The organism is Acidimicrobiales bacterium, assembly GCA_040219515.1.
In the GTDB taxonomy this organism is placed as follows: Bacteria; Actinomycetota; Acidimicrobiia; order Acidimicrobiales; family Aldehydirespiratoraceae; genus JAJRXC01.
Map to the genome: position 1 here is coordinate 15,951 of JAVJSI010000009.1, position 23,464 is coordinate 39,414.

Consider the following 23,464-nt stretch of genomic DNA (forward strand, 5'->3'; position numbering starts at 1 on the left):
AGACGGCGCACTTCCCGTAGATTGGGGATCTCCTGTCGCGGGCGGTCCGCCAATGGGATCCCGATGATTCGTCTGCCTCTCCGTCGCTTCGCCCTCGCGGTGCTCATCACGCTGGTCGCCTTCGGCGCCGCGCCCGTCGCCGCTGACACCCCCGTGCCCACGATCAGCTTCATGGGCGGTGGATTCGGCCACGGCATCGGCATGTCGCAATACGGCGCGCTCGGTCGCGCCGAGGCCGGGCACACCTACGACGAGATCCTCGGCTTCTACTACCCGGGCACCACCCGTCAGCCGATCCCCGGCCCACTCGGCGACGACAACGACATCGACGTGCGCCTCGGCGTGCGCTCCACCGTGGCGATCACCCCCGCCGGCGGCGATCTCGCCTTCGCCATGACCGGTGGCGAGGTGTTCGCCACCTCGCCCGGCCCGGTCACGGCGACGTACCTCCCTCCTTCCGGCCCCGAAACACCGGGCAAATGGCGCCTCCTGGTCGGCAGCGGCGCCGAGCAGGTCGACCTCTGCGCGGCGTCGGCCTGCACCGGCCAGCTGGGCATCACCACGACGGGAACCCACGTGCTCGTGACCGAGGGCCCCGGAGGCGCCGGTATCGGGGTCCCCCGCGGCGGTCCGTCCTCGGGGGCCTACGCCCGAGGCAGGATCCTCCTTCGTCCCGGCGCCACCGGCGGCAACTGCGGGAGCGCCACCGACTTCTGCGTCGTGCACGGCGACCTCGCCATCGACGACTATCTGCGGGGTATCGCCGAGATCCCCCAGTCCTGGCCCATCGAGGCGCAGAAGGCGCAGGCCGTCGCCGCCCGCAGCTACGCCGCATCCGCCGTCATCCGCCGAAACGGCAACGGCAACGCGTGGGACGTCGTCAACGACACCGGCGATCAGTACTACGTCGGCTACGGCGTCGAACTGTCCGGCTGCCTCGAGTGGTGCAAAGGCATCGACGCGACCGCGAACGAGATCCTCACCCACGGTGGCGTCATCGCCGAGACCTACTACTCGGCCTCCAACGGCGGCGCGACGGCCGAGCCGCCCCACGTATGGGCGTCCGGCTCAACCCGGCCCTATCTCGTCGCCAAGGCCGACCCGTTCGACGGCAACGACGCCAACCCGTACCGGGCCCGAGAGGTGGCCTACCCGCTCGCCGACGTTTCCCGCTGGCTCAACGAGTACCACCTGCGCGTCCCCGACGCCGGCGATCAACTCCAGGTCGGCACCGTGCGAGCCATCACGATCGAGGACGTTCCCGCTTCCGGCCGCCTCAACTTCGCCGAGGTGACCATCGTCGGCACGAAGAAGACGGTCGTGGTCACGAACTCCGACGGCAGGCCCTACGGCGAACGGTTCTACAACGCGCTGAAGCTCGGGTGTCAGGCCACGTTGCTCTGCGATCCACTCGTCTCGTCCAACTTCTCGCTCCTCCGGCTGATCTCGTTCACCGACGTCGAGTTCGACGACTACTTCTACGTGCCCGTCCTCTGGATGACCACCGAGGAGCTGACCACCGGCGTCACGCCCACCACGTTCGGGTCCGGAGAGTCCAACACCCGGGGTCAGTTGGCCACCTTCGTCTGGCGTTTCGCGGGCAAACCGCAGGCCACGGTCCCCCACGGGTTCACCGATCTCGTCGCCGACAGCTACTACGAGGACGCGGTGGCCTGGATGAGAGAGAACGGCATCACCACCGGCACCTCGCCGATGGAGTTCACCCCCCAGGGCTCCGTCACCCGAGCCCAGGCGGCCACCTTCCTCTGGCGCTTCGCCGGCGCACCCGAGTCGACGGCCGACCACGACTTCACCGATGTCCCCGACGATCGCTACTTCACCGAAGCGGTCCGTTGGATGGTCGAGTGGGACATCACCACCGGCACGACGCCCACCACGTTCGCTCCGGAGGAGCCCCTCACCCGGGCCCAGATCGCCACGTTCCTCTGGCGGCTGGCCGGTGCCCCCGGCGCGTTCGCCGAGGGTGTCGAACTTCCCGCGGCCATGAGGACCACGTCGTGATCTCGCGCCGCCGGGTCCTTCAGACCGCGGCGGCGGTCCCCGCGCTCGGTCTGCTGCCGGGTTTCGTCAGGACAGCCGGCGCGAACGCCGGCACGCCCGTGGGCGCCGGCGCCATCGTCGAGGCCGACGGCCTCACCGGTCTCTCGCTGAGCTGGACGGGCGATACGCACACCGGTGCAGTGGTGCGGGCGCTCGTCGACGGCACCTGGGGCCAGGACATCGAGGTCGAGAGCGACCACGGCCACGGACCCGATGATCCGTCGGGCCGAGCCCACGGACCCGCCGTGATGGTGCCCGGGGCCGAGGCCTACTGGGTTGCGAACCGGGGCGTCGACGACCTGCGGGTCCACGAGATCACCGCCCCCGAACGGCGGCTGCGAGCCGCCGCACTCACGATCGTCACCCCGATTCCGGGGCTCGAGATCATCGATCGCAGCAGTTGGACCGACATCCCCCGCCGCGACACCATCGATTGCGCCCTCACCACCTCGGTGTTCGGTCTCGGCTGTCGCGCCGACGTCGGTCTTCGCCACGGCATCGTCCATCACACCGTCAACCCCAACGGCTACTCGGAGTCGGCCGTCCCCGACCTGATCCACGGCATCCAGCGGTACCACGTCGACACACGGGGCTGGGACGACATCGGCTACAACTTCGTGATCGATCGATTCGGCCGCATCTGGCAGGGGCGCGAGGGCGATCTCTACGAACCGATCGCCGCCGGGCACACCACCGGCCTCAACGGCGAGAGCGTCGGCGTCGCCGTGCTCGGCACGTTCAGCACCGACACCGTCCCTGACGCCGTCGTGGAGTCGCTCGGCCTGCTCCTCGGGTGGAAGTTGAGCCTCCACGGTGTCGACCCACTCGGCCACACGCTGGTTCGGTCGGCGGGCAGCGACCTCGCCGAGCCCGGAGAATTCGTCGATGTCGACAACATCAGTGGCCATCGAGACAACGGGCAGACGTCATGCCCCGGCACGGTCCTCTACGAACGACTCGACGAGATCCGTTCGGCGGCCGCCGAACTGGTGCCGGTCTTCGGTCACCTGACACCCACCTACAGTCTCGACGACGTCCGCTGCGAGGGCTGGGTGATCGATCGTTTCTCGCCGGCCGAGGCGCAGGACATCGAGATCATCGTCGATGGTGGCGAGCCCATCGTGATCACCGCCGACGGCGAGGTCGACGACCTGGCCGACGACTATCCCGACGCCGGCGCCGCCCACGGTTTCGACCACACCGTGCCGATCGACCTCGACACCACGTCCATCGTGGTCCGGGCCACGGCCGCCGACGGCCGCACCGCCGATCTCATGGACCTCACCCTGTTCGCCACGTTCGTGGATGTGGAGCCCACGCGGTTCTTCGCCCCGGGCGTCTACTATCTGCGCCAGAAGGGCCTGACCACCGGCACCCGGCCGGGCCTCTTCGAGCCGATGGACCATGTCACCCGTGGCCAGATGGCCACCTTCCTCCATCGGTTCATGGACCTGCCGCCATTCACCGCGCCGGCACCCTTCGTCGACCTGGTCGAGGGTGCCTTCTACGAGGCCGCCGTGAACTGGCTCTACGAGTCGGGCGTCACCACCGGCACCTCGCCCACCACGTTCGAGCCGGAGGCCTTCGTCACCCGCGGTCAGATGGCCACGTTCCTGTGGCGGATGTGTGGCCAGCCGGCCGCGCAGTCGTCCGCCGTGTTCTCCGACGTACCCTCGGGCGCCTTCTACGAGAAGGCCGTCGCCTGGATGGCCGAGCTCGGGATCACCACCGGCATCTCGCCCACCCTGTTCGCCCCGCTCGACAGGATCCGGCGCGGCGAGATGGCCACCTTCCTGCAGCGGCTCGGCACCACCCCTGAAGCCTGGACGCTGGTCGAGCCGCCCTCCGCGGTCGACTTCTAGCCTCGGGCTCAGCCGTTCGCGTCGGGTACCCGGCGGCCGGCGAGTTCGTAGGTCCAGGCGGTGAGATCGTCGACCGGGTCGCCGCACCACGCCAACATGGCTCGTCGCCCGTGGTCGTGGGCCCGTTGGACCTCCTCGCGATCGGCCAGGACCCGTTCGAGTTCGGCGAAGAACGCCGCCTCGTCGCTGAGCAGGAACGCCCTGGTGAGGCCCCAGCGCTCCTCGAGTTCGACCTGATACGGGTGGCGTCCGGCCCAGGTGTTGAACCGCAGCGACGGTGTCCCGATGACGCCGGCTTCCGAACACACGGTCTGGCTGTCACCGACCACGAGGTCGGCGGCCGCGAGGACGTGGTGGAACCGATGGTGCGCCGCAGTGATGCGCCGCTGGACCAGATCGGCGGGGAGATCGGCCTCCGAGGAGATCAGCACGGTGCCGGTGGCCGACAACATCTCGATCACCCGGTCGATCTGCGGGCGCGACATCCCGGCCTCGCTCACGTCGTGACTGGCGGTGAACGCGGTGAGTCGCAGCACGTGGAAGTTCTCGTCGGCCGCGAGCCCGAGCTCGGGGCGGATGTCGGGATCGGGAACGAAGCGTGACGGGTGGAGGTAGAAGAGTTCCTTGTAGCCCTGGTAGCGCCGGTGCTGGCGCCCGTAGCTCTTCTCGGTCGCGGAGGGACTCGCGATGATGTTCGCCAGCGGCCCGGCCACGTAGTAGAGCAGCCCGGCGACATGGCCGTCGTCGGTGTCGTACATCACCGGCGTGCGGGTCAGCCGGGCTGCGTGGACGCCGGCCGGCGATCGGGTGAGGACCACATCGGGCCGAAAGGCTCGGACCGTGCGCAACGCCCGCCAGTCGCGGACCAGCAGCTCGCGGGCCAACCCGAACATCGACGTGCCGGCGGTGGATGCTCGCACGTGTGGGCGCCGACGGGCCTCGATGAGCTCGACCACCGAGTCCTTCCCGGGCCGGGAGAGCCAGAGGGTCTCCTCGCCGTTGGCGAGCAGCCGGTCCTCGACCGCGCCGAGCGTCCACACATCGGCGGGGTGCACCGCATCGATCAACACCTTCATCCCGGGCGACGGTAGCGTCGCGGAATGCCCGACGCGCTCCGCCGACTCCTGGATCAGCGCGCCCAACCGCTGCCACCCCGGCTACGGACCGCCCTTCTGCTGACCTCGGGCATCGGCGTCGTCGTCGCCTCGGTGTGGGCCTGGCGATCGAGTGGCCTCGCCGTCGCCGACATCGACTGGCTCCCCATCGTCATCTCGTTCGCGATCGCCGCGCCGGCGAGCCTCGGGTTGAAGGCCGCCGAATTCCACGTGGCGGCCCGGGTCGCCGACCAGACGCCGCCGGCCCGCCGCAGCGTCGAGGTGGCGGTGATCTCCTCCGCCGCGAACCTGCTCCCCCTACCCGGATCCCTCCTCGTCACCGTGCGCTCCCTCTCGGAGGACGGCTCGACCTACGGCCGCGCGATCGCCGCATCCGCGGTTCCCGGCCTGGCCTGGCTCGGAATCACGGGTCTCGTCGGGGGCGTGGCCATCGGCCTGGAAGGCACATGGTGGCTCGCCGCCCTCGTCGTCGCAGCCGGATTCGGCGCCGGTCTGGGCGCGGCGTTGCTGTTCCGGGCGAACGCGCCGACGGCCGGGCGCGCCGGGCTCGCGGCGGCGGTCATCGCCGTCGAGAGTGGTTGGCTGGCGATCAGCGCACTCCGCCTCGGGCTCGCGGTCAGCGCCCTGGGCGTCTCGATCGACCCGACGCAGGCCGTGGCGCTCTCCGTGGCCGGGGCGCTCACCGTGGCGATCGGATTCTTCCCCGGCGGGCTGGGCGTACGGGAGGCGCTCATCGCCGCGCTGGCGCCACTGATCGGCCTCCAGTTCGACACGGGCGTGCTGCTCGGCAGCCTCGACCGGGTGATCTGGCTCGCGTTCTTGGCCGTGGCGGCCGGCGCGCTCGCGCAGGCCAACCGAGCGGGCCGACGCGCGCTCAGCTGAGGCGGGCCACCAGTTCGGCCAGCGGCGCGCGGAAGTCGCGGGTCTCGGGCAACCCCGACAGACGCAGGGCCATGTTGTCGAGCACCGAGTTCGCCGGCCGCGGCGCCGGATAGTCCATGCCCAGCTCCTCGGTGCTGCACGGGTTCACGCGGGACGGATCGGCGCCGGCCGCCGTCGCGACCTCGCGAGCGAACTCGAACCAGCTCACCGCACCCTGGTTGGTGACGTGGAACAGCCCGGGCCGCCTGGCCAGGGCCAGGTCCCGCAACACCGGGGCCAGGTCGGCGGTGAAGGTCGGGTGTCCGACCTGGTCGTCGACGAAGGTCAGCGTGTCGTGTTCCCCCAGGAGCCGCAGGATGGTCTTCACCATGTTGTTGCCGTGTTCGCCACACACCCAGGCGGTGCGCACGACGGTGGCCCCGAACCCGGCCTCGCGCTCGCCGGCCAGCTTCGACCGCCCGTAGACCGACACCGGACACGGTTCGTCCCACTCGTTGTACGGGCCGACCTTCGTGCCGTCGAACACGTAGTCGGTCGACACCGAGGCGAGGTGGGCACCGACGGCGTGCGCGCCCTCGGCCAGGTGGCGAACGGCGAGCGCGTTGACCGAGTACGCGAGATCGACCTCGGTCTCGCAGAGGTCGACCGCCGTCAACGCTGCGCAGTTGATCACCACATCGGGGCGCAGCTCGTGGAGCGCGCCGAGCACCATGGCGCGGTCGGCGATGTCGAGCTCGGGAAGGTCGACGGCGACGACCTCGTGGGGCTCGAGCAGTGGCTGGATCTCCGTACCGAGCTGACCGTTGGCTCCCGTGACCAGGATCTTCATCGAGCTGGGCCTCTCATCGAACAGCCGCCGTGTTCGCCTTCAGCGGCTCCCACCAGGCCCGATTGTCCCGGTACCAGGCGACCGTCTTCTCGAGACCCTCGGCGAAGTCCTGGGCCGGTGCCCAGCCGATGGCCTTCAGCTTCGAGCAATCGATCGAGTAGCGACGGTCGTGACCCAGGCGGTCCTCGACGTAGTCGATGGCGGACTCGTCACGCCCGCAGAGTTCGATCAATCGGTCGGTCAGCTCACGGTTGGTGATCTCGTTGCCCCCGCCGATGTTGTACACCTGGCCCGGTTCGGCGTTGCGCAACACCACGTCGACGCCCGAGCAGTGATCGGCGACGAACAACCAGTCACGGATGTTCATCCCGTCGCCGTAGAGGGGCACCGTGCCGCCGTCGAGCAGGTTCGTGGTGAACAGCGGGATGACCTTCTCGGGGAACTGGAACGGTCCGTAGTTGTTCGATGCCCGGGTGACGATGACCGGCACCCCGTAGGTCGTGAAGTAGCTCAACGCGATCAGGTCGGAACCGGCCTTCGACGCCGAGTAGGGAGAACGGGGGTCGAGGCCGTCGGTCTCGACCGAGGAGCCCTCTTCGACCGAGCCGTAGACCTCGTCGGTCGACACGTGGAGGAACTTGTCGACCTCGAGATGGCGGGCGACGTCGCACATGACGTTGGTGCCGTCGCAGTTCGTGCGCACGAAGGCGTCGGGGCCGGAAATGGACCGGTCGACGTGGGACTCGGCCGCGAAGTGCACGACCTGGTCGCAGCCCTTCATCGCGGCGGTGACGGCGTCGCGGTCACAGATGTCGCCCTCGACGAACGACACCCGCGCCCCGAGCACGTCGGCGATCGAGGCCATGTTGCCCGCATAGGTCAACGCGTCGAAGATCACGATCTCGTCATCGCTCGTCTCGAGCACGTGACGGACGTAGTTGCTTCCGATGAATCCGGCGGCGCCGGTGACGAACAGCTTCATGGACAGGTCTCCTTGGGCATCCGCCGACGATCAGGTGGTACGCAGCGAGTGGTAGGGACGGCGATTGGCCGGAAGATCGGCCCGCCGCGGGTTGGCCTGGTCCCGGCCCGACAGGATCGGGTCCTCGAGACCCCAGTCGGCGCCGATCTCGGGATCGTTCCAGAGCACGCCGAGCTCGTCGGCCGGGTTGTAGTAGCCGTCGACCAGGTAGGTGAGCGTGCAGTCGGTCAGCGCCGCGAACCCGTGGGCCACGCCGGGCGGAATGTAGATACCGTGGTGCACGTGGTCGGCGGGATTCTCGCCACCGAGGTCGTAGACGATCGTCTTGCCGTCGGTCGGGCCACCTTCGCGCAGGTCGTGCAACACGACACGAACCTTGCCGTAGGGGCAGTACCAGTAGTCGCTCTGGTGGAGGTGGTAGTGCAGCCCCACCACCGCGCCGCTCTGGCGGTCGCCCCGGTTCCCCTGGATCATCTCCCGCTGGCCGGGGAACCAGGAACGCCGGTAGGTCTCGATGAAGTAACCCCGCTCATCACGGTGGATGTCGGGCTCGACGATGTAGACGCCGTCGATGACGTCACTCGGCGTCACGGTTGCCATGAATGCTCCAGGCTTGTTCTGATCGTGGATGTTTCATCGTGGACTGCGGAAGGATCGGACTACTCGATCTCGAGATGGCAGTGGTCGCCCAGCATCACACGGGTGGCACGCGGCCGCGCGTCGCCCTTGCTGATCTCGGTGTCGCGGCCGACCAGCGAATCGGTGAGGCGAGGGATGTCGGTGACCGAACTCCGCCGCAGCAGGACGGAATTGTCGATCTCGCTGCGGCTGATGCGACAGTCGAGGGCGATCGAACTGTAGGGCCCGACGTAGCTGTCCTCGACGATCGTGCCGGCACCGACGATGGCCGGCCCCCGCACCGTCGAGTTGACGATCTTGGCGCCGGCCTCGATGACCACGCGGCCGTCGATCGTCGAGCGATCGTCGACCTCGCCGTCGACACGACGGCCGAGCTTGTCGAGGACCAACCGATTGCATTCGAGCAAGGGGTCCTTCTTGCCGGTGTCGATCCACCAACCGACCAGGACCTCGTGATTCACCCGGTGGCCGTTGCTCACCAGCCACTGGATCGCATCGGTGATCTCGAGCTCACCCCGGGGCGACGGCTCGATCGAGGCCACGGCGGTGTGGATCGTCGCGTCGAAGAGGTACACGCCGACGAGGGCGAGGTCGGACGGCGGCACCTCGGGCTTCTCGACGAGTTGCAGTACCTCGCCGTCGGGGCCGATCTCGGCCACGCCGAACGCGGTGGGGTTCTCGACTCGGGCGAGCAGGATCTGGGCGGCCGGCGCCACGTGGTCGACGCCCAACTGGGGCTCGGCCCGGCGAGCGTTCTCGAAGCCGTCGACGAACTCGGTGAGCCCCTGCTCGAGCATGTTGTCGCCGAGGTACATCACGAAGTCGTCGTCGCCGAGGAAGTCACGGGCGATCAGCACGCAGTGGGCGAGGCCGAGGGGCTCGTCCTGCACGATCCAGGTGACGGCGACACCGAACTGTGAGCCGTCGCCCACGTGTTCGCGGATCTCGTCGCCGGTCGCCGGGGCGATGATGATGCCGATCTCCTCGATGCCCGCGGCGGCCATGTCCTCGATTCCGTAGAACAGAATCGGCTTGTTGGCTATGGGCACCAGCTGTTTCGCGCTGGTGTGGGTGATCGGGCGAAGCCGGGTTCCGGCACCGCCGCTGAGAATGAGACCCTTCACGGGGGGTAAGGGTACCGAGGGCGGACGGCGCTGTCTCTAGGCGCGATGGCCCAGAGGCGGCAGGCGCGTCAGTCGCCGAGGTCGTGCGTCCTCAGCCGCCCGGACCGGGTGTGCACCGTGTACTCGTACTTGAGCAACCCGGCAGTGACGAGCGAGCCCGTCGTGACGGCGGCCACCAGCGCCGTCTCGACCCGCAGGAACGGCTCGTTCGCGAACATGAGCGCAATCGGGAACGCAGCGACGCCGACCACGAACCCGACCACGGCGAGCTGGGTGTGATCCAGGGCCACCAGCCCGAGCGACAGCGACAGCATCACCATGAGTCCACCGCCGCTGGCCGACAGCAGGGCCATGTCACGGGCGCCGATCTCGTCCCCGAAGAGCGTCGCCACGAGCCACGGACCGATCGCGGCCATGACCCCCACCGAGACCACGGCAACGGTGACCACCGCGGCCACGAGGCGGAGCTGCACGGCTCGGAATCCGTTGAGGTCGTTCTCACCGGCCATGCGGGCCAAATTCGGCAGCAGGGCCGCCTTGACCGCCTGGAAGAAGAACAACGGCACCCGCGAGATGATCAGGCCGTTGAGGAAGACGCCGGGCGCCTCTTCGCCGAGCTCGGTGCCCACGATCTCGAGCGCCACGGGGCCCACGTTGAGCATGAACGCCTCACCGAGGCCGGCGATGAGCAGCCAGCCCAGCGACGGGGTCAGTTCGGCGAGCGGTGCGGGCGGGCCGGGTTTGACGAACGGCCGCAGCGTCCCGACACCGACGACGGTCGCGATGGCGAACGCGATCCCGATCGACACGGCGTAGGCACCCACGATCTCGATGCCGATGATCGCGAGCACGGCCGCCAGCGTGACCCGGGTGAGGCCCTCGGCGGCGAAGTAGGCCCCGTAGCGGGTGAACTCGTGGCGCCCGGAGAGCACCCCGCGTACGCACTCGGCCACCATGAACGCCGCCATCGCCAGGATCAGCGCGACCAGGAGGTCGACCCGGTCGTCGAGCAGGTGATCGAGGCCCAACGGCCATGCGGCGATCGCGCCGAGCACGACGATGGCGACCTGGACCGTTCCGATGCGCAGGGCCTGCCGGAAGACCGGTGCGCTCCCCTCGCCGCGTCCGGCCCGGTTGGCCGTGGCCCGGGCGAGTTCCTGTTCGAGCGGCTGGAAGAGGCCCGGCCCGAGGATGTAGATCAGGCCCCACAGCACGGCGAGGCCGCCGTACGCGTCGTCGCCCAGGGCGCGGCGGGCCACAACCAGGAAGGCGTAGGTCGTGATGCCGTTGACCACGAGTCCGGTGCCGATGGCGGCAGTGCCGACAGGCAACGGATTTCGGTCGCGCAGGGTCGCGAGTCGAGGGTGGATGGGGCTGCTCCAAGGTCCGTCTCGCCGATCCCGGCGGGACCGGGCGAGCCTATCGGCGCGGTCCCGTGCGAGAACGGATCAGGCGGGCGTGAAGCTCGGCATGCAGAGGCCGTCGAGCTCGGTGATCTCGATGCGGTCCCGGTTCTCCCAGGTGACCTCGTTGTCGGGGTCGACGCGCAGCTTGAACTCTCGGAACGTCATCTCGAGGGCGTCGAAGGCGACCAGGCGACCCGAGAGCGATTCGCCGATGCCCAGGATGAGCTTGACGGCCTCGAGCCCCTGGATCGTACCGACGATGCCGGGGAGCACGCCGAGCACGCCGGCCTCGGCGCAGGAGGGCGCGAACTCCGCCGGCGGCGCCTCGGGCAGCATGTCGCGATAGGTCGGACCGTTGCGGGGATCGAACACGGTGATCTGACCCTCGAACCGGAAGATCGAACCGTGCACCACGGGGATGCCCAGCTTCACGCTGGCGTCGTTGAGGAGATAGCGGCTCGGGAAGTTGTCGGCGCCGTCGACCACGACGTCGTAACCCTCGAGGATGTCCATGATGTTGTCGGCCCCGAGACGGGCGTCGTAGGTGACGACGTTGACATCGGGGTTGAGTCCCGTCAGCGTCTTCTTGGCCGAGTCGACCTTACGTTCACCGATCCGGTCGAGGTTGTGCAGGATCTGACGCTGGAGATTGGACTCGTCGACCACGTCCATGTCGATGATGCCGATGGTGCCGACACCGGCCGCAGCGAGATAGAGCGCGGCGGGCGAACCGAGGCCGCCCGCACCCAGCAGCAGCACCTTGGCGTCGAGCAGCTTGAGCTGGCCTTCCTCACCGATCTCGGGCACCAGCAGGTGGCGCTGGTAACGGTTGCGCTGGTCGGGCGTGAGGGTCTGGGGTCGCTTCCATTCGCGTCCCTCGTCCTTCCACTTGTTGAACCCGCCGTCCATCGAGACGGCGTTGGGGTAGCCCAGCTGCTCGAGCGTCTGCACGGCGAACGCCGAGCGCACGCCGCCCGCGCACATGACGACGAGCTTGGTGTCACGGTCGGCCACCCGGTTCTCGATGTTGGACTCGAGCTGACCGCGGGGAATGTGGATCGATCCGGGGACGGCCCCCTGTTCGTACTCGTCGGGTTCGCGCACGTCGAGGAGCGTGTAGCCCTCGGCGAGCAGCGACTCGCCGTCGGCGGTGTCGACCTCGTTGATCGACGCTTTCGCCTGCTGAAGAAGTTCACGGAAACTGGCCATGACGGAAAGCCTACCTACTCGGTCGGGAATTGCGATCTCCCCGTTCCCAACCGATGTCAGCGCATCGGCATTCCCACGATCCGGGGCAGGACCGCGGCGATCCGGTCGTGGATCACCACGTCGGCCAACCGATCCATCACCGTCGGCTCGCCGTTTACGATCACCACCCGGGCGCCGGCCGACTTGGCGATCTTGACCGTCTCGTTGATGGGAAAGACGGCGAGCGACGTACCGACGGTGAGGAAGAGATCGGCCTCGACGGCCGCGATCTCGGACCGGCGCAGATCCTCGGCATCGAGCGACTGGCCGAACGAGATCGTCGCCGACTTGAGAATGCCACCGCACACCCGGCACGGCGGGTCCTCCTCGCCCGCCCGCACTCGTTCGAGCGCCACTTCCATGTCGTCTCGCCAGCCGCACGACAGACAGCCGACCTTCCTGGTCGTGCCGTGGATCTCCACCACCTTGTCGGGGTCGCTTCCGGCCCGCTGATGGAGCTCGTCGACGTTCTGGGTGATGAGGGTGTGGAGCTTCCCGCGCGTCTCCAGGTGCACGAGCGCCTCGTGACCGACGTTCGGATCGACGTTCGCCCACAGCGAACCCTCCGCCCGCGCCGCCCAGTTCGCCTTGCGCACATCGGGGTCGTTCACGTAGTGCCGGATGTTCGAGGCCTTCTCGGCCTGCGGGTTCTTCGTCCAGAGGCCCTGGGGTCCGCGAAAGTCCGGGATCCCCGAATCGGTCGAGATGCCGGCGCCGGTCAGGACCACCACCGAGCGAGCGTCGTCGATGAGCGTCCGGGCCGTCTCCAGCAGCGTGTCGTGCATGGGCGCTGATGGTAGGCGCGTCGGGACCGGCAGCGTCCACGCCTGTCGCGGGCACAGCTGGTAGACCATTTCGGTCAATCGCGTTGACGACCGAGAAGGCGGAGGACGATGTCGGACACCTCACAGGGCGACGGATGGTGGCAGGCCTCGGACGGCAAGTGGTATCCGCCCGAGACGCACCCCGACTACACCGCCCCGGCCCCCTCCACGCCGCCCGGTCCTCCCCCCACCTCACCGCCATCGGCATTTCCCGACCCGACCGCGGCGATGTCGACCGCGCCCACGGGGACCGCAACCCCGCTATGGAAGAAGCCCGTGTTCCTGGCCATTGCCGGCGTGCTCGTCCTGGCCGGCGCCATCGCGGCCTTCACCCTCGGGAGCGATGACGACGATCCGTCCGACACGGCGACCACCGACGCCTCCACCACCACGACCGACGAAGTCGACGCGACCACGACGACCGCCGCCGACGACGCGACCACGACCACGGCAGGCACCGACACGACGACCACGGTCGACGACGACACCACGACGACCGGTTCGGGCGCGGACGACACCACCACCACCCTGGCCGAGACCACCACGACCAGCGGCGCCGGCCCGGGCGCCGACACGTGCACCTACGCAGGCCTCGACGACTTCGAGGACATCCAGCTCGAACTCGTGTTCACCAGTCCGTTCGACGCCGATCTCCTCGTCACGATGGGCCTCATCGGCGGCGACGGCATCCGGTTCATGACGAGCAACGCCTACATCGAGGCCGCCTCGGCCGGTGAGCAGTTCCGGCTCGAACACGACACCATCGACGAGCTGCCCGCCGGCGTCTCACCCGACGACATCGAGTGTCAGGTCCTCGAGATCGAGTCCAACGACTTCGGCGACCCCGATCCCGGCCCGGCCTCCGGTGACACGTGTGTCGTCAACGGCGTCGACAGCTTCGGCGACATCCAGGTCGTCATCACCGTGGCCAACCCGTTCGACGAGACGACCGACCTCTCTATCGACTACGCCCTGCGCGACGCCGACGGCGCCCGCCGAAAGACGCTCTTCACCACGGCCGACGTGGTGGCGCCGGGCGAGTCGGTTCGCGTCGACGCCGACACGGTCACCGACCCGATACCCGGCACCGACACGGACACACTCACGTGCGACATCCTCGCCATCGGCGACTTCGGTTTCTAGACCCACCGCTTGACAGGAACACATGACATGGACTGAGATGCACCGAGCTTCCCCGGTTGAATCCACACCCCACGGGAGCCCGCATGTCCGCTCAGTCCACACCCCTCGCCGACGCCCAAGTCGAGCAGGTCTACATCCGCAGCTGGGACGACCCGATCATCGACCGCATCGGTCACGATCCCCGCTCCAGCTATGTCGAACAATTCTGGCTCGGCATCCTCGGCCCCTCCACGATCTGGTTCCTGCGTCACTGCCGACATGAACTCGACCGGTCCCCGCATGGTTTCGTCCTCGATCTGAGCGACACCGCCGGCGCACTCGGGCTGGGCCACAAGGGCGGCCGCAACAGTCCGCTCGCCCGCAGCATCGCCCGAGCGTGTCGCTTCGGTGCGGCCCAACCCGTGTCGGTCGGTGAACTCGAAGTCCGTCGGCGCCTCCCACCGCTCAATCGTGCGCAGCTCGGGCGCCTGCCCCCGCCGCTCCAGCGCCGCCACGACACGTTCCAGCGCGACCAGGAATCCGGCGATCAGGCCACTCTCGAACGCCGGGCCCGGCGTCTGGCCCTCGGTCTCGTCCAGTGCGGCGACGGCGTCGACGACGCCGAACTCCAGCTCGGCCAATGGCGCTTCCACCCGGCGATCGCCGCTGCCGCCGTGCGATGGGCCTGGGACCACCACCACGGCGATCATCCGGCGACGCGTTCGGACTAGCTACTCCGGCGGCGAGAAGTTGGTGGCGAGTTCAGCCAGCAGGCGCACCCCGAAGCCGGTGCCACCCTTGGTGAGATCGGCCTCGTCGGCGTCGCTCCAGGCCGGACCGGCGATGTCGATGTGGGCCCACGCGATGCCTTCGGCGACGAACTCCTCGAGGATCAGTCCGGCCGTGAGCGCGCCGCCGTAGGGCGTGCCGATGTTCTTCATGTCGGCCACCGGCGACTCGAACTGCTTCTTGTAGTCCTTCGGAAGGGGCAGGTGCCACACGCGTTCGCCTGAGGCGTCGGATGCGGCCTCGATCTGCTCGATCCACGACTCGCGGTTGCCCATCAGACCGGCGATGGCGGGGCCGAGCGCCACCATGCAGGCCCCGGTGAGCGTCGCCAGGTCGACGATGGCATCGGGCTTGGCCTCACTGGCCAGCGACAACGCGTCGGCAAGGATCAACCGACCTTCGGCGTCGGTGTTGAGTACCTCGATGGTCTTCCCGTTGCGGATCCTGAGCACATCACCGGGACGAGTGGCGTCGCCACCGAGCATGTTGTCGGTCATGGGCACGAACGCCCGCACCCGACACGCGGGAGCGAGACGAGCCATCACGCTCATCACTCCGACGACCGCCGCGCCGCCGCCCATGTCGCACTTCATGGTCATCATGCCCTGGCCGGTCTTGATCGACAGACCGCCGGCGTCGAACACGATGCCCTTGCCCACCAGGGCCAGCGTGCCCTTGGCCTTGCCCTCGGGCTCGTAGGTGAGTTCGACCAGACGGGGCGGCAGTTCGGAACCCCGGTTCACACCGAGCAAGCCGCCGAGCTTGCCCTTCTTGATCGCCGCTTCGTCCCACACCTTCACGTTGAGACCGTTCTTGCGGCCGATGGCGGCCGCTCGCTTCGCGAACTCGGGTGCGGTGAGCGTGCCGCCCGGCTCGTTGACCAGGTCCCGGGCCAGCGTCTGGCCGTCGGCGATGGCGTCGCCGAGGTCGAGTGCCGCCTGGTTGCGGACGCCGCTGCCGCCACCCACGTCGACCCGACGCAGCTTGACGGGCTTGGGATCGGACTTGTAGGTGAGGAACTTGTAGCTGCCGAGCCGAACGCCCTCGACCAGCGCTCGGCGGGCCGCCGACGGGTCGAGCTCGCTGTCGGGCAGCTCGATGCCGATGCGTGGATGACGAGCGAAGCCTCGGCCTGCAGCTGCGCCGGCCCGGCGGACTCCGTTCGCATCGAGATCGGCCAACGGTCCGACGCCGATCAGCACCATCTCCCGGCCGTCGTCGGCCCATTTGTACGTCTGCCCGACCTTGCCCTCGAATCCGGCCGCATCGAGCTGCTTCGCGGTGAGGTTTTCGAGACCGGCCTGGACCTGCTCGACGGTGACGAGGCGAATGGCGGCCTTCGCGGCCGTGGTGACGGAACGAACGGCGTGGAACGTGATGGGCATCGGTGGCCTCCGGGGATCGATCTCGAACTCGTCGCACCCTACGCGCCGCGTCGGCCGCCGCGGGTGAGGGCCTCGGGGGCTCGATCAGCCCCCGGTGGGGAGTTCCTGTTCGAGCGTCAACGTCGGTGCGAAGAGATCGCCGTGTTCCTCGATGCGGTCGAGCACCTCGCTCGCCTCGAATCCGAGCGGCTCCCCGTCGGCGCCGTCGGCGACCTCGTCCCAGGTCAACGGGGTCGACACGGTCGGTCGATCCTTCGCCCGCAACGAGTACGGCGCGATCGTCGTCTTGTGGCGCGAATTCTGACTCCAGTCGATGAATACCTTGCCCTTGCGCAGCTTCTTGGTCATGTTCGACAGCACGAGCCTCGGGAGCTTCTTCTCGAGGAGTTGTGCCACGGCCAACGCGAAGTCCGAGGCGTGATCGTGTGCGTGTGGCGTGTTGAGCGGCGCATAGAGCTGCATGCCCTTGCTGCCCGAGGTCTTCGGGAACGACGCCAACCCGACGGTGTCGAGCACCTCCCGGATCTCGAGTGCGACCTGCGCGCACTCGACGATGGTGGCCGGATCGCCGGGGTCGAGATCGAAGACCAGCATCGTCGGCGTGTCGATGTCACCGCATCGAGACATCGGCGAATGGATCTCGAGTGCCGCGAGGTTGGCCGTCCACGCGAGCGCGGCGATCGAATCGAGCTTGCAGTACTCGATGCCACCGCGGCGATCACCGGGGCCGAGACAGGTGTCGACCCAGCCCGGTCGATGCGAAGGACAGCGCTTCTCGAAAAAGGAGTCGCCGGTCACCCCGTCGGGCCATCGCCGCAGGGTGATCCCCCGATCCTCGATGTGGGGCAACATCACCGGCGCGATGCGCACGTAGTAGTCGATGACCTGGGCTTTCGCGAACCCGACCATCGGATAGAGCACCTTCTCGAGGTTCGACACGGCCAGCCGGTGACCGTCGACCTCGACGTGGACACGCTCGGATTCGGGCACCGGCTCGATCCGCCGTTCAGGCCGACTTGCGGACGCGAGCAGATTTCTTGGCCGCCTTCTTGGCGGACTTCTTCGCCGCCTTCTTCGCGGGCTTGGCCCCACCCTTTCCGGCACCCTTTCCGGCGGGGCCCTTCCCCGCGGCCGGATGACGACCCCGCGCCTTCTTCGCTTCCTTCACCGATGCCTCGAGCGCGGCCATGAGGTCGATCACCTTGTCCGACGACGCGGCGGGGGCGGGAACGAGATCGTCGCCGGTCTCCCCTGCCGCCTTCCGCTCGATCAGCTCGAGTACCGCCTCGCGATAGGTGTCCTTGTGACGCTCGGGCTCGAAGGTGGCGTCGAGGGTGGCGATGAGTTGCTCGGCCATCGCCTGCTCCTTTTCGTCGATCTCGATGTCGTCGAGCAGGTCGAAGCCCCCGATGTCGGCCGGGTCGACGATCTCGTCGGCGTAGACCATCGTGGACAGCACCAGCCGCCCGTCGACGGGGCGCACGGCGCCGAGGTACTGCTTCGACCGCATGACGAAGTGACAGATGCCGACCTTCGATGCCTCGTCCATGGCGTTGGCCAGCAGCTTGTAGGGCTTGGCCGTCTGCGCATCGGGCACGAGGTGGTAGGCGTTGTCGTAGAAGATCGGGTCGATGTCGGCCAGATCCACGAACTCGTCGATGTCGATGGTGCGCACCGCTTCGGGATCGAGAGCGGCGACCTCGTCGTCGGTGATCAGCACGAACTCCCCCGAGGGAAGCTCGTAGCCCTTCACGATGCGCTCGTAGGGCACCTCCTCGCCGTCCTCGGCCGACACGCGCTTCTGCTTGACCCGCGAGCCGGTGGCCGAATCGATCTGGTTGAAGCGGACCGTCTTGCGACTGACCGCGCTGTACAACTTCACCGGGATGCTGACCAGCCCGAAGCTGATCGACCCATTCCAAATCGCTCTCGGCATGACTCCAGTGTGCACACGGTCGGGGCCGCAGAGGCAAGCATCGGCCCTGCGCTCAGGTGTCGAGGAGGATCCGAGCCACCAGGTCCTGCCCGAAGGCGGTGAGGATGGCCAGGTACATCAACCCCGTCGCCGCCATCACCGCCGAGTACTCGCGCTCGCGCAGCGCGGCCCGGGTGACGAAGACGAGTCCGATCGTGGTGACCACGCAGGCGACCCAGAACCAGCCGAGCAGGCCGTTGTACGCGTCATCGATCGAACCGTTGAGCACCGAGATCATGCCGGTCGGAAGAAGCATCGCGATCGTCTCGGGGACCCAGAGGATGCCCGTCCATCGCACCAGCTCGTGGATGGGGGCCCGGGCCAAGCCGGGCTGCACCAGATACCAGTGTCCGAGCAACATGGCATCGGTGACGACGCCGAGGAACAGCGCGCTGGTGATGCCGCGGAACACCGACAACAGCACCGGGTCGCCGGCCGCGATCGACCCGAAGAGCACCGCCACCAGGCCGAGCCCTGCGGTCACCAGGTCCAACACCGGCGGGAACTCGGCCGCCGACTTGTCGAAACGTTGCTCGTCACGGTCGATTCCCGTCATCTCGGCGACGCGCGTCGTACGCCGTTCGACGACCTCGCGCTGTCCTTCCACGCCGGCCCGGCGTCGACCCACCGAGATCCCCAGCGTGACCAGGCCGGCGGCGATGAAGGCCATCGTCGCGATCTCGCGGGTCCAGGTCGGGTCGGTGGCGAAGGCGGCGACCAGCGAGCCCCCGGCCAGGATGAGGAACGTCAGGCGCTGGATCCAGCCGTAGCCCAGGCCGACCTCGCGGCGGCGAGTGGTGACCCACAGGAAGAGCCAGCCACCGGCCGCCCACTGGACCAGTACGGTGGCGCCATCGACTCGAATCACGCGGTCACCACGGCGAGGTGGTGATCGACGAGGTTCAGCGAGTCGGGCCCGTCGGGGGTCGCGACCACGATGTCTTCGAGCCGCATGCCCCACTGTCCGGGCATGTAGATGCCCGGCTCGATCGAGAACGCGTTGCCGGCCGCGAGCGGCGCGGTGTTGCCCTCGACGATGTAGGGGTCTTCATGGGCCTCGACCCCGATGCCGTGACCGGTGCGGTGGATGAAGTACGAACCGAAACCGGCGTTGTTGATCTTCTCCCGACCGGCCCGATCGACGTCCTCGGCCGGCGTGCCCACCGTCGCGGCCCGCACCGACGCGGCTTGCGCCTCGTGGAGCACGGCATACGCCTCGAGGAAGTCGCGTTCGGGGCGGTCGCCGACCCAGACGCAGCGCGTGATGTCGGAGCAGTAGCCGACGCCGTCGTCACCGACCATCGTGCCGCCGAAATCGCACAGCAGACCCTCGCCTTCACGGATGATGCGCGAGCCCGCCTCGTGGTGTGGTGATGCGGCGTTCTCCCCCGCTGCGACGATGGCGAAATTCACCCGACCGTGGCCTTCGGCGATGATCTGACGCCCCAGCTCGGCCGAGACCTCGGCCTCGGTACGACCGACGAGTGGAATCTCGCCGGCCTGCAGGCGGGCGGCGATGCGATCGACCGCCGCGCTCGCGGCCCGGAGCCGCGCGATCTCGTCGGCGGTCTTCACCGAGCGGATGGGGCTCGTGATCGTGGATGCCCGTCGAAACGAGGTGCCGGGGCAGGCGCTGATGAGATCGACGAGAAACCCGCTCCACATGTGGTCGCCGACCGCGGCCGTCGCCGCCGGACCCATCAGCGACGCGATGAGGGCGATGGGGTCCTGGCTCTCGGTCCACGGTGTGAGGGTGAAGACCCCGGCCTGTTCGCGCACGCGGGGCGCTTCCAGCGCCGGCACCACGAGCGAGGCATCGCCGTCACGAGGCACCACCAGCATCGTGATCCGTTCGAGCGGCATCGCCTCGTAGCCCGAGAAGTACGGCAGGTCGGCACCGACCGACAGCAGGAGGACATCGACCCCATCGGCGTCCATGCGGGCCCGGGCACGTTGCAGTCGTTCGGCGAACATGCGTCGAGGCTATGAGGTGACCGCTGAAGCGGCATCTCGGGCGTGGTACGACGAGCGGGTGAGCGGCGACGACTCGACATGGCCGATTCCCGCCGCCTCGCCGAGTCGCTTCCACTCCTCGAACCGGGCCGGCTCCCACCACTGCGCGACCGGAAGGTGATGCGAGGTCGGGCGCAGATACTGGCCGATCGTCACGATGTCGGTGCCGACGGCCGCGAGGTCGGCCAGGGTCTGTTCGACCTCGTCGGACCGCTCACCCATCCCGACGATGATCGAGGACTTCGTCGTCAGTCCCGCCGCCTTGGCCCGAGCCAGCACCGAGAGGCTCCGCGCGTAGCCCGCCGAAGGGCGAACGGCGCGCTGGAGTCGGGCCACGGTCTCGATGTTGTGGTTGAACACGTCGGGTTCGGCGGCGAAGAGCACCGCCAACGAGGCGTCGTCACCGCGCAGATCGGACACCAACGTCTCCACCCGACACTCGGGGTTGCGTTCGCGGATCGCCGCCACGGTGGCGGCAACGGCGGCTGCGCCACCGTCGTCGAGGTCGTCGCGAGCGACCATCGTGATCACTGCGTGACGCAGACCCATTCGATGGACGGCCTCGGCCACCCGGGCCGGTTCGTCGGGATCGGGGGCCAGGGGTTTGCGGGTGTCGACGAGGCAGAACCCGCACGCCCTCGTGCACCGTTCACCGAGCACCATGAACGTGGCGGTGCCGTCGTTCCAGCACTCGGAGATGTTCGGGCAACCGGCCTCTTCACAGACGGTGACGAGGTCGAGTTCGCGCATCGTCGCCCGGATCCGGCGGTATTCCGGGCCGGTGTCGAGCGGCACCCGCATCCATTCGGGCTTGCGGGCTCGGAGCCGCACGGGGTCGTGGTCGGTGGCTCCGGCTTCCTCGAGCCGCCCCAGGAGTCGCACCGACGTGCCGTCGGCAAGCGCGTCGAAGTCGGACTCGGAGGGCCCCGGGGCCCGACCGTGACCGACGCCGTCACGGCCGACGGGCGTGCCGGCGCCCTCGCCGCGGGTGAACGGGGCGAGGTCGCGATCGTCGACGCGCCAGGCGACGTCGGCCCGGTCGATGGGCCGACCGGCGGCGAACCGGCGGGCCATCGCCTCGGTCACGAGATCGACCACCGTGGCCATCGTCGCGTCACGACCCTCGCGGGCCAGGGAGGTGACCCCCTTGTCGGTGATGCCACACGGCACGATGCGATCGAACCATTCGAGATCAGGATCGACGTTGAGCGCGAACCCGTGCATCGAGCGGCCTCGGGTGATCCGCACGCCGATCGCCGCGATCTTGCGTGGCTGGGGCGAGTCGGTGCCCACCCACACACCCGTGCACCGGGGCAGGCGGCCGGCCTCGAGCCCGAGCTCGGCCAGCACCTCGATGAGCACGGCCTCGAGACCGTGGACGTAGGCCGCGGTGTCGGCCATGCCCCCGCCCCGACGGCCGGGCACGGTGAGGATCGGGTAGCCGACGAGTTGGCCGGGTCCGTGGTAGGTGATGTCACCTCCACGATCGGTCTCGACGACCTCACCGCCGAGGTCGCGCACCGCGGACTCGTCGATCAGCAGATGTGCGGCCGGTGTGCGCCGACTGGTGGTGATCGTGTGCGGATGCTCGAGCAACAGCAGGTGGTCGGCGTCGTCGGCCACCAGCGCTCGCTGGAGGCCGAGCGCGTCTCGATAGGCGACCCGGCCGAGCCATCGAACCCGGAGGGCTCGCCGGTCGACAGCGGCCTCACCCGCGGGACGGGTCAGCGGACCTCCGCCTCCCAGTCGCGCGTCTCGATGATCTCCTTGACGCGGTGCATGAACGCAGCGGCGTAGGCCCCGTCGAAGGCTCGATGGTCCCAGGCCAGAGCCAGCACGCCGACCGAGTGGATCGCGATCGACTCGTTGCCGTACTCGTCGGTGACGACGACGGGCTTTCGCTGCACGCCGTCGGTGGAGAGAATCGCGACCTGCGGCTGATTGATGATCGGGAACTGCATCATCGTGCCGTACTGACCCGCGTTGGTGAGGGTGAAGGTGCCACCGGAGAGGTCGTCGGGGCGGAGCTGCTTGGTGCGAGCCCGCGACGCGACGTCGACGATGTCGCGCGCGATCTGTCGGAGGCGCTTGCCATCGGCAGCCTTCACCACCGGGGCGAGGAGGCCGTCGAAGTCGATGTCGACGGCCACGGCGAGATTCACCTCGTCGTGGACGACCAGGTGATCGCCGCCGAAACTGGCGTTGAGGTGCGGGTACTCGCGCAGCGCATCGACGACGGCGCGGGCGATGAAGGGCAGATAGGTGAGGCTGAACCCCTCGTCGGCCTTCCAACCCGACTTGATCGAGCGACGCACGTACTCGACGCGCTCGTAGTCGACCTCCATCGCCGTGAGGACGTGGGGCGAGGTCTGCTTCGACATCACCATGTGTTCGGCCGTGCGCTTGCGCACGTTGTTCAGGGGCACGATCTCGTCGCGTGGGCCCACCGCGGGGACCGGTGCCGAGTCGGTGGCCGGGGCCGGGGCCGGCGATTGCGAGGGCGCCGCCTGCGGGGTGGACTCGGGCGCCGGTGCGGCCGGGGCCTCGGGGGCCTCGGCTGCCGGTGCCTCGGACGAGGTGCCACCACCGGCGAGAATCACTCGCTCGACATCGGCGCGAGTGATGCGGCCACCGATCCCCGAACCCTCGATGGTCGAGGCGTCGAGTCCGTTGTCGTTGATCAGGCGACGAACGACCGGGGAGAGCACGAGTGACGCGTCCGCCGCCGGCGCGGCCGGCGCTTCGGGCTCGGGAGCCGCGGTAGGAGCGGGCGGGGGTGGGGGCGGGGGTGCCGGTGCCGGTGCCGGCGATGGTGCAGGGTCCGGCGTGGACTCGGCCGTCGCCGGCGCGGACTCGGCCGGCGGAGCCGGCGACTCGGCCGGCGCGGCATCGGCCGCCGGAGCCGGCGATTCGGAACCCGCATCGCCGACGCGGGCCAGCACCTGGCCGACCTCGACGACGTCGCCTTCCTGGGCCAGGATCTCACTCAGCACGCCGGCCACCGGGCTCGGAACCTCGCTGTCGACCTTGTCGGTCGAGATCTCGAAGAGGATCTCGTCCATCGCCACGTCGTCGCCGACCTGCTTGAACCACCGTGTGATCGTCCCCTCGGTGACGGTCTCACCCAGCTGGGGCATCGTGACATCGGCCATCAGTTCCTCATTCCCGTGTGCTCATTTCGGTGTTTCTCGTGTCTGGTGTGCTCGTG

20 protein-coding genes are annotated in these 23,464 nt (G+C 68.7%); 5 read left to right on the forward strand and 15 right to left on the reverse strand.

The genetic code is table 11. From position 1 onward, the window contains the following. Positions 1 to 63: 63 nt before the first annotated feature. Positions 64 to 2,022, forward strand: a complete 1,959-nt coding sequence (locus tag RIB98_06745) for a SpoIID/LytB domain-containing protein (protein MEQ8840661.1) — start codon at positions 64 to 66, stop codon at positions 2,020 to 2,022. Beyond that, a complete protein-coding gene (locus RIB98_06750) occupies positions 2,019 to 3,923 on the forward strand; it encodes an S-layer homology domain-containing protein (GenBank protein MEQ8840662.1) in 1,905 nt (634 codons plus the stop codon). The genes RIB98_06745 and RIB98_06750 overlap by 4 nt, the downstream gene beginning before the upstream one ends. An 8-nt stretch (positions 3,924 to 3,931) precedes the next feature. Here the strand turns inward: RIB98_06750 and RIB98_06755 are convergent, their stop codons facing one another. Further along, a complete protein-coding gene (locus tag RIB98_06755) occupies positions 3,932 to 4,999 on the reverse strand; it encodes a hypothetical protein (protein ID MEQ8840663.1) in 1,068 nt (355 codons plus the stop codon). A gap of 24 nt (positions 5,000 to 5,023) precedes the next feature. Here RIB98_06755 and RIB98_06760 point away from each other — a divergent pair, with 24 nt between their 5' ends. After that, on the forward strand, positions 5,024 to 5,920 hold the full coding sequence (locus RIB98_06760; protein MEQ8840664.1) for a hypothetical protein: 897 nt from the start codon (positions 5,024 to 5,026) through the stop codon (positions 5,918 to 5,920). Here RIB98_06760 and rfbD read toward each other — a convergent pair. The 7 genes from rfbD to RIB98_06795 all read right to left on the reverse strand — a co-directional run bounded on the left by rfbD (position 5,913) and on the right by RIB98_06795 (position 12,933). Beyond that, complete coding sequence (gene rfbD, locus RIB98_06765) at positions 5,913 to 6,749, reverse strand: dTDP-4-dehydrorhamnose reductase (GenBank protein ID MEQ8840665.1); 837 nt, start codon at positions 6,747 to 6,749, stop codon at positions 5,913 to 5,915. The genes RIB98_06760 and rfbD overlap by 8 nt on opposite strands. Before the next feature lie 13 nt (positions 6,750 to 6,762). Next, positions 6,763 to 7,731: a dTDP-glucose 4,6-dehydratase gene (gene rfbB, locus RIB98_06770; GenBank protein ID MEQ8840666.1), complete on the reverse strand. Its 969-nt coding sequence runs from the start codon at positions 7,729 to 7,731 to the stop codon at positions 6,763 to 6,765. A gap of 30 nt (positions 7,732 to 7,761) precedes the next feature. Beyond that, positions 7,762 to 8,331 (reverse strand): dTDP-4-dehydrorhamnose 3,5-epimerase family protein, encoded by a 570-nt coding sequence (locus tag RIB98_06775; protein ID MEQ8840667.1) that lies wholly within the window; start codon positions 8,329 to 8,331, stop codon positions 7,762 to 7,764. 59 nt (positions 8,332 to 8,390) lie between these two features. Further along, positions 8,391 to 9,494 carry a glucose-1-phosphate thymidylyltransferase gene (locus RIB98_06780; protein MEQ8840668.1) on the reverse strand — a complete coding sequence of 368 codons (1,104 nt, stop codon included), beginning with the start codon at positions 9,492 to 9,494 and terminating at the stop codon, positions 8,391 to 8,393. Positions 9,495 to 9,562: 68 nt separating this feature from the next. Continuing rightward, positions 9,563 to 10,825: a hypothetical protein gene (locus tag RIB98_06785; protein ID MEQ8840669.1), complete on the reverse strand. Its 1,263-nt coding sequence runs from the start codon at positions 10,823 to 10,825 to the stop codon at positions 9,563 to 9,565. 117 nt (positions 10,826 to 10,942) lie between these two features. Next, a complete protein-coding gene (gene moeB / locus RIB98_06790) occupies positions 10,943 to 12,109 on the reverse strand; it encodes a molybdopterin-synthase adenylyltransferase MoeB (GenBank protein ID MEQ8840670.1) in 1,167 nt (388 codons plus the stop codon). Positions 12,110 to 12,165: 56 nt separating this feature from the next. Next, positions 12,166 to 12,933: a Sir2 family NAD-dependent protein deacetylase gene (locus RIB98_06795; protein ID MEQ8840671.1), complete on the reverse strand. Its 768-nt coding sequence runs from the start codon at positions 12,931 to 12,933 to the stop codon at positions 12,166 to 12,168. 108 nt (positions 12,934 to 13,041) lie between these two features. On the opposite strand from RIB98_06795, the gene RIB98_06800 reads away from it, so the two are divergent. Together RIB98_06800 and RIB98_06805 are read left to right on the forward strand one after the other, a co-directional pair. Then, positions 13,042 to 14,115 carry a hypothetical protein gene (locus RIB98_06800; protein MEQ8840672.1) on the forward strand — a complete coding sequence of 358 codons (1,074 nt, stop codon included), beginning with the start codon at positions 13,042 to 13,044 and terminating at the stop codon, positions 14,113 to 14,115. A gap of 83 nt (positions 14,116 to 14,198) precedes the next feature. Beyond that, complete coding sequence (locus RIB98_06805; protein MEQ8840673.1) at positions 14,199 to 14,825, forward strand: hypothetical protein; 627 nt, start codon at positions 14,199 to 14,201, stop codon at positions 14,823 to 14,825. Here the strand turns inward: RIB98_06805 and RIB98_06810 are convergent, their stop codons facing one another. The 7 genes from RIB98_06810 to sucB form a co-directional block, all read right to left on the reverse strand. Further along, a complete protein-coding gene (locus RIB98_06810; GenBank protein ID MEQ8840674.1) occupies positions 14,826 to 16,268 on the reverse strand; it encodes a leucyl aminopeptidase in 1,443 nt (480 codons plus the stop codon). A gap of 84 nt (positions 16,269 to 16,352) precedes the next feature. Further along, positions 16,353 to 17,258: a non-homologous end-joining DNA ligase gene (gene ligD, locus RIB98_06815; GenBank protein ID MEQ8840675.1), complete on the reverse strand. Its 906-nt coding sequence runs from the start codon at positions 17,256 to 17,258 to the stop codon at positions 16,353 to 16,355. A 16-nt stretch (positions 17,259 to 17,274) separates the two neighbouring features. After that, complete coding sequence (locus RIB98_06820) at positions 17,275 to 18,204, reverse strand: Ku protein (GenBank protein MEQ8840676.1); 930 nt, start codon at positions 18,202 to 18,204, stop codon at positions 17,275 to 17,277. A gap of 52 nt (positions 18,205 to 18,256) precedes the next feature. Then, positions 18,257 to 19,111, reverse strand: coding sequence for a hypothetical protein (locus tag RIB98_06825; protein ID MEQ8840677.1), 855 nt, complete (start codon positions 19,109 to 19,111; stop codon positions 18,257 to 18,259). Continuing rightward, entirely contained in the window at positions 19,108 to 20,217 is a 1,110-nt protein-coding gene (locus RIB98_06830; GenBank protein MEQ8840678.1) for a Xaa-Pro peptidase family protein, read from the reverse strand. Before RIB98_06830 ends, RIB98_06825 begins: the two co-directional genes overlap by 4 nt. A 9-nt stretch (positions 20,218 to 20,226) precedes the next feature. Next, positions 20,227 to 22,080 carry a lipoyl synthase gene (gene lipA, locus RIB98_06835; protein MEQ8840679.1) on the reverse strand — a complete coding sequence of 618 codons (1,854 nt, stop codon included), beginning with the start codon at positions 22,078 to 22,080 and terminating at the stop codon, positions 20,227 to 20,229. After that, positions 21,981 to 23,408, reverse strand: coding sequence for a 2-oxoglutarate dehydrogenase, E2 component, dihydrolipoamide succinyltransferase (gene sucB / locus RIB98_06840; GenBank protein MEQ8840680.1), 1,428 nt, complete (start codon positions 23,406 to 23,408; stop codon positions 21,981 to 21,983). Before sucB ends, lipA begins: the two co-directional genes overlap by 100 nt. Positions 23,409 to 23,464: the final 56 nt, after the last annotated feature.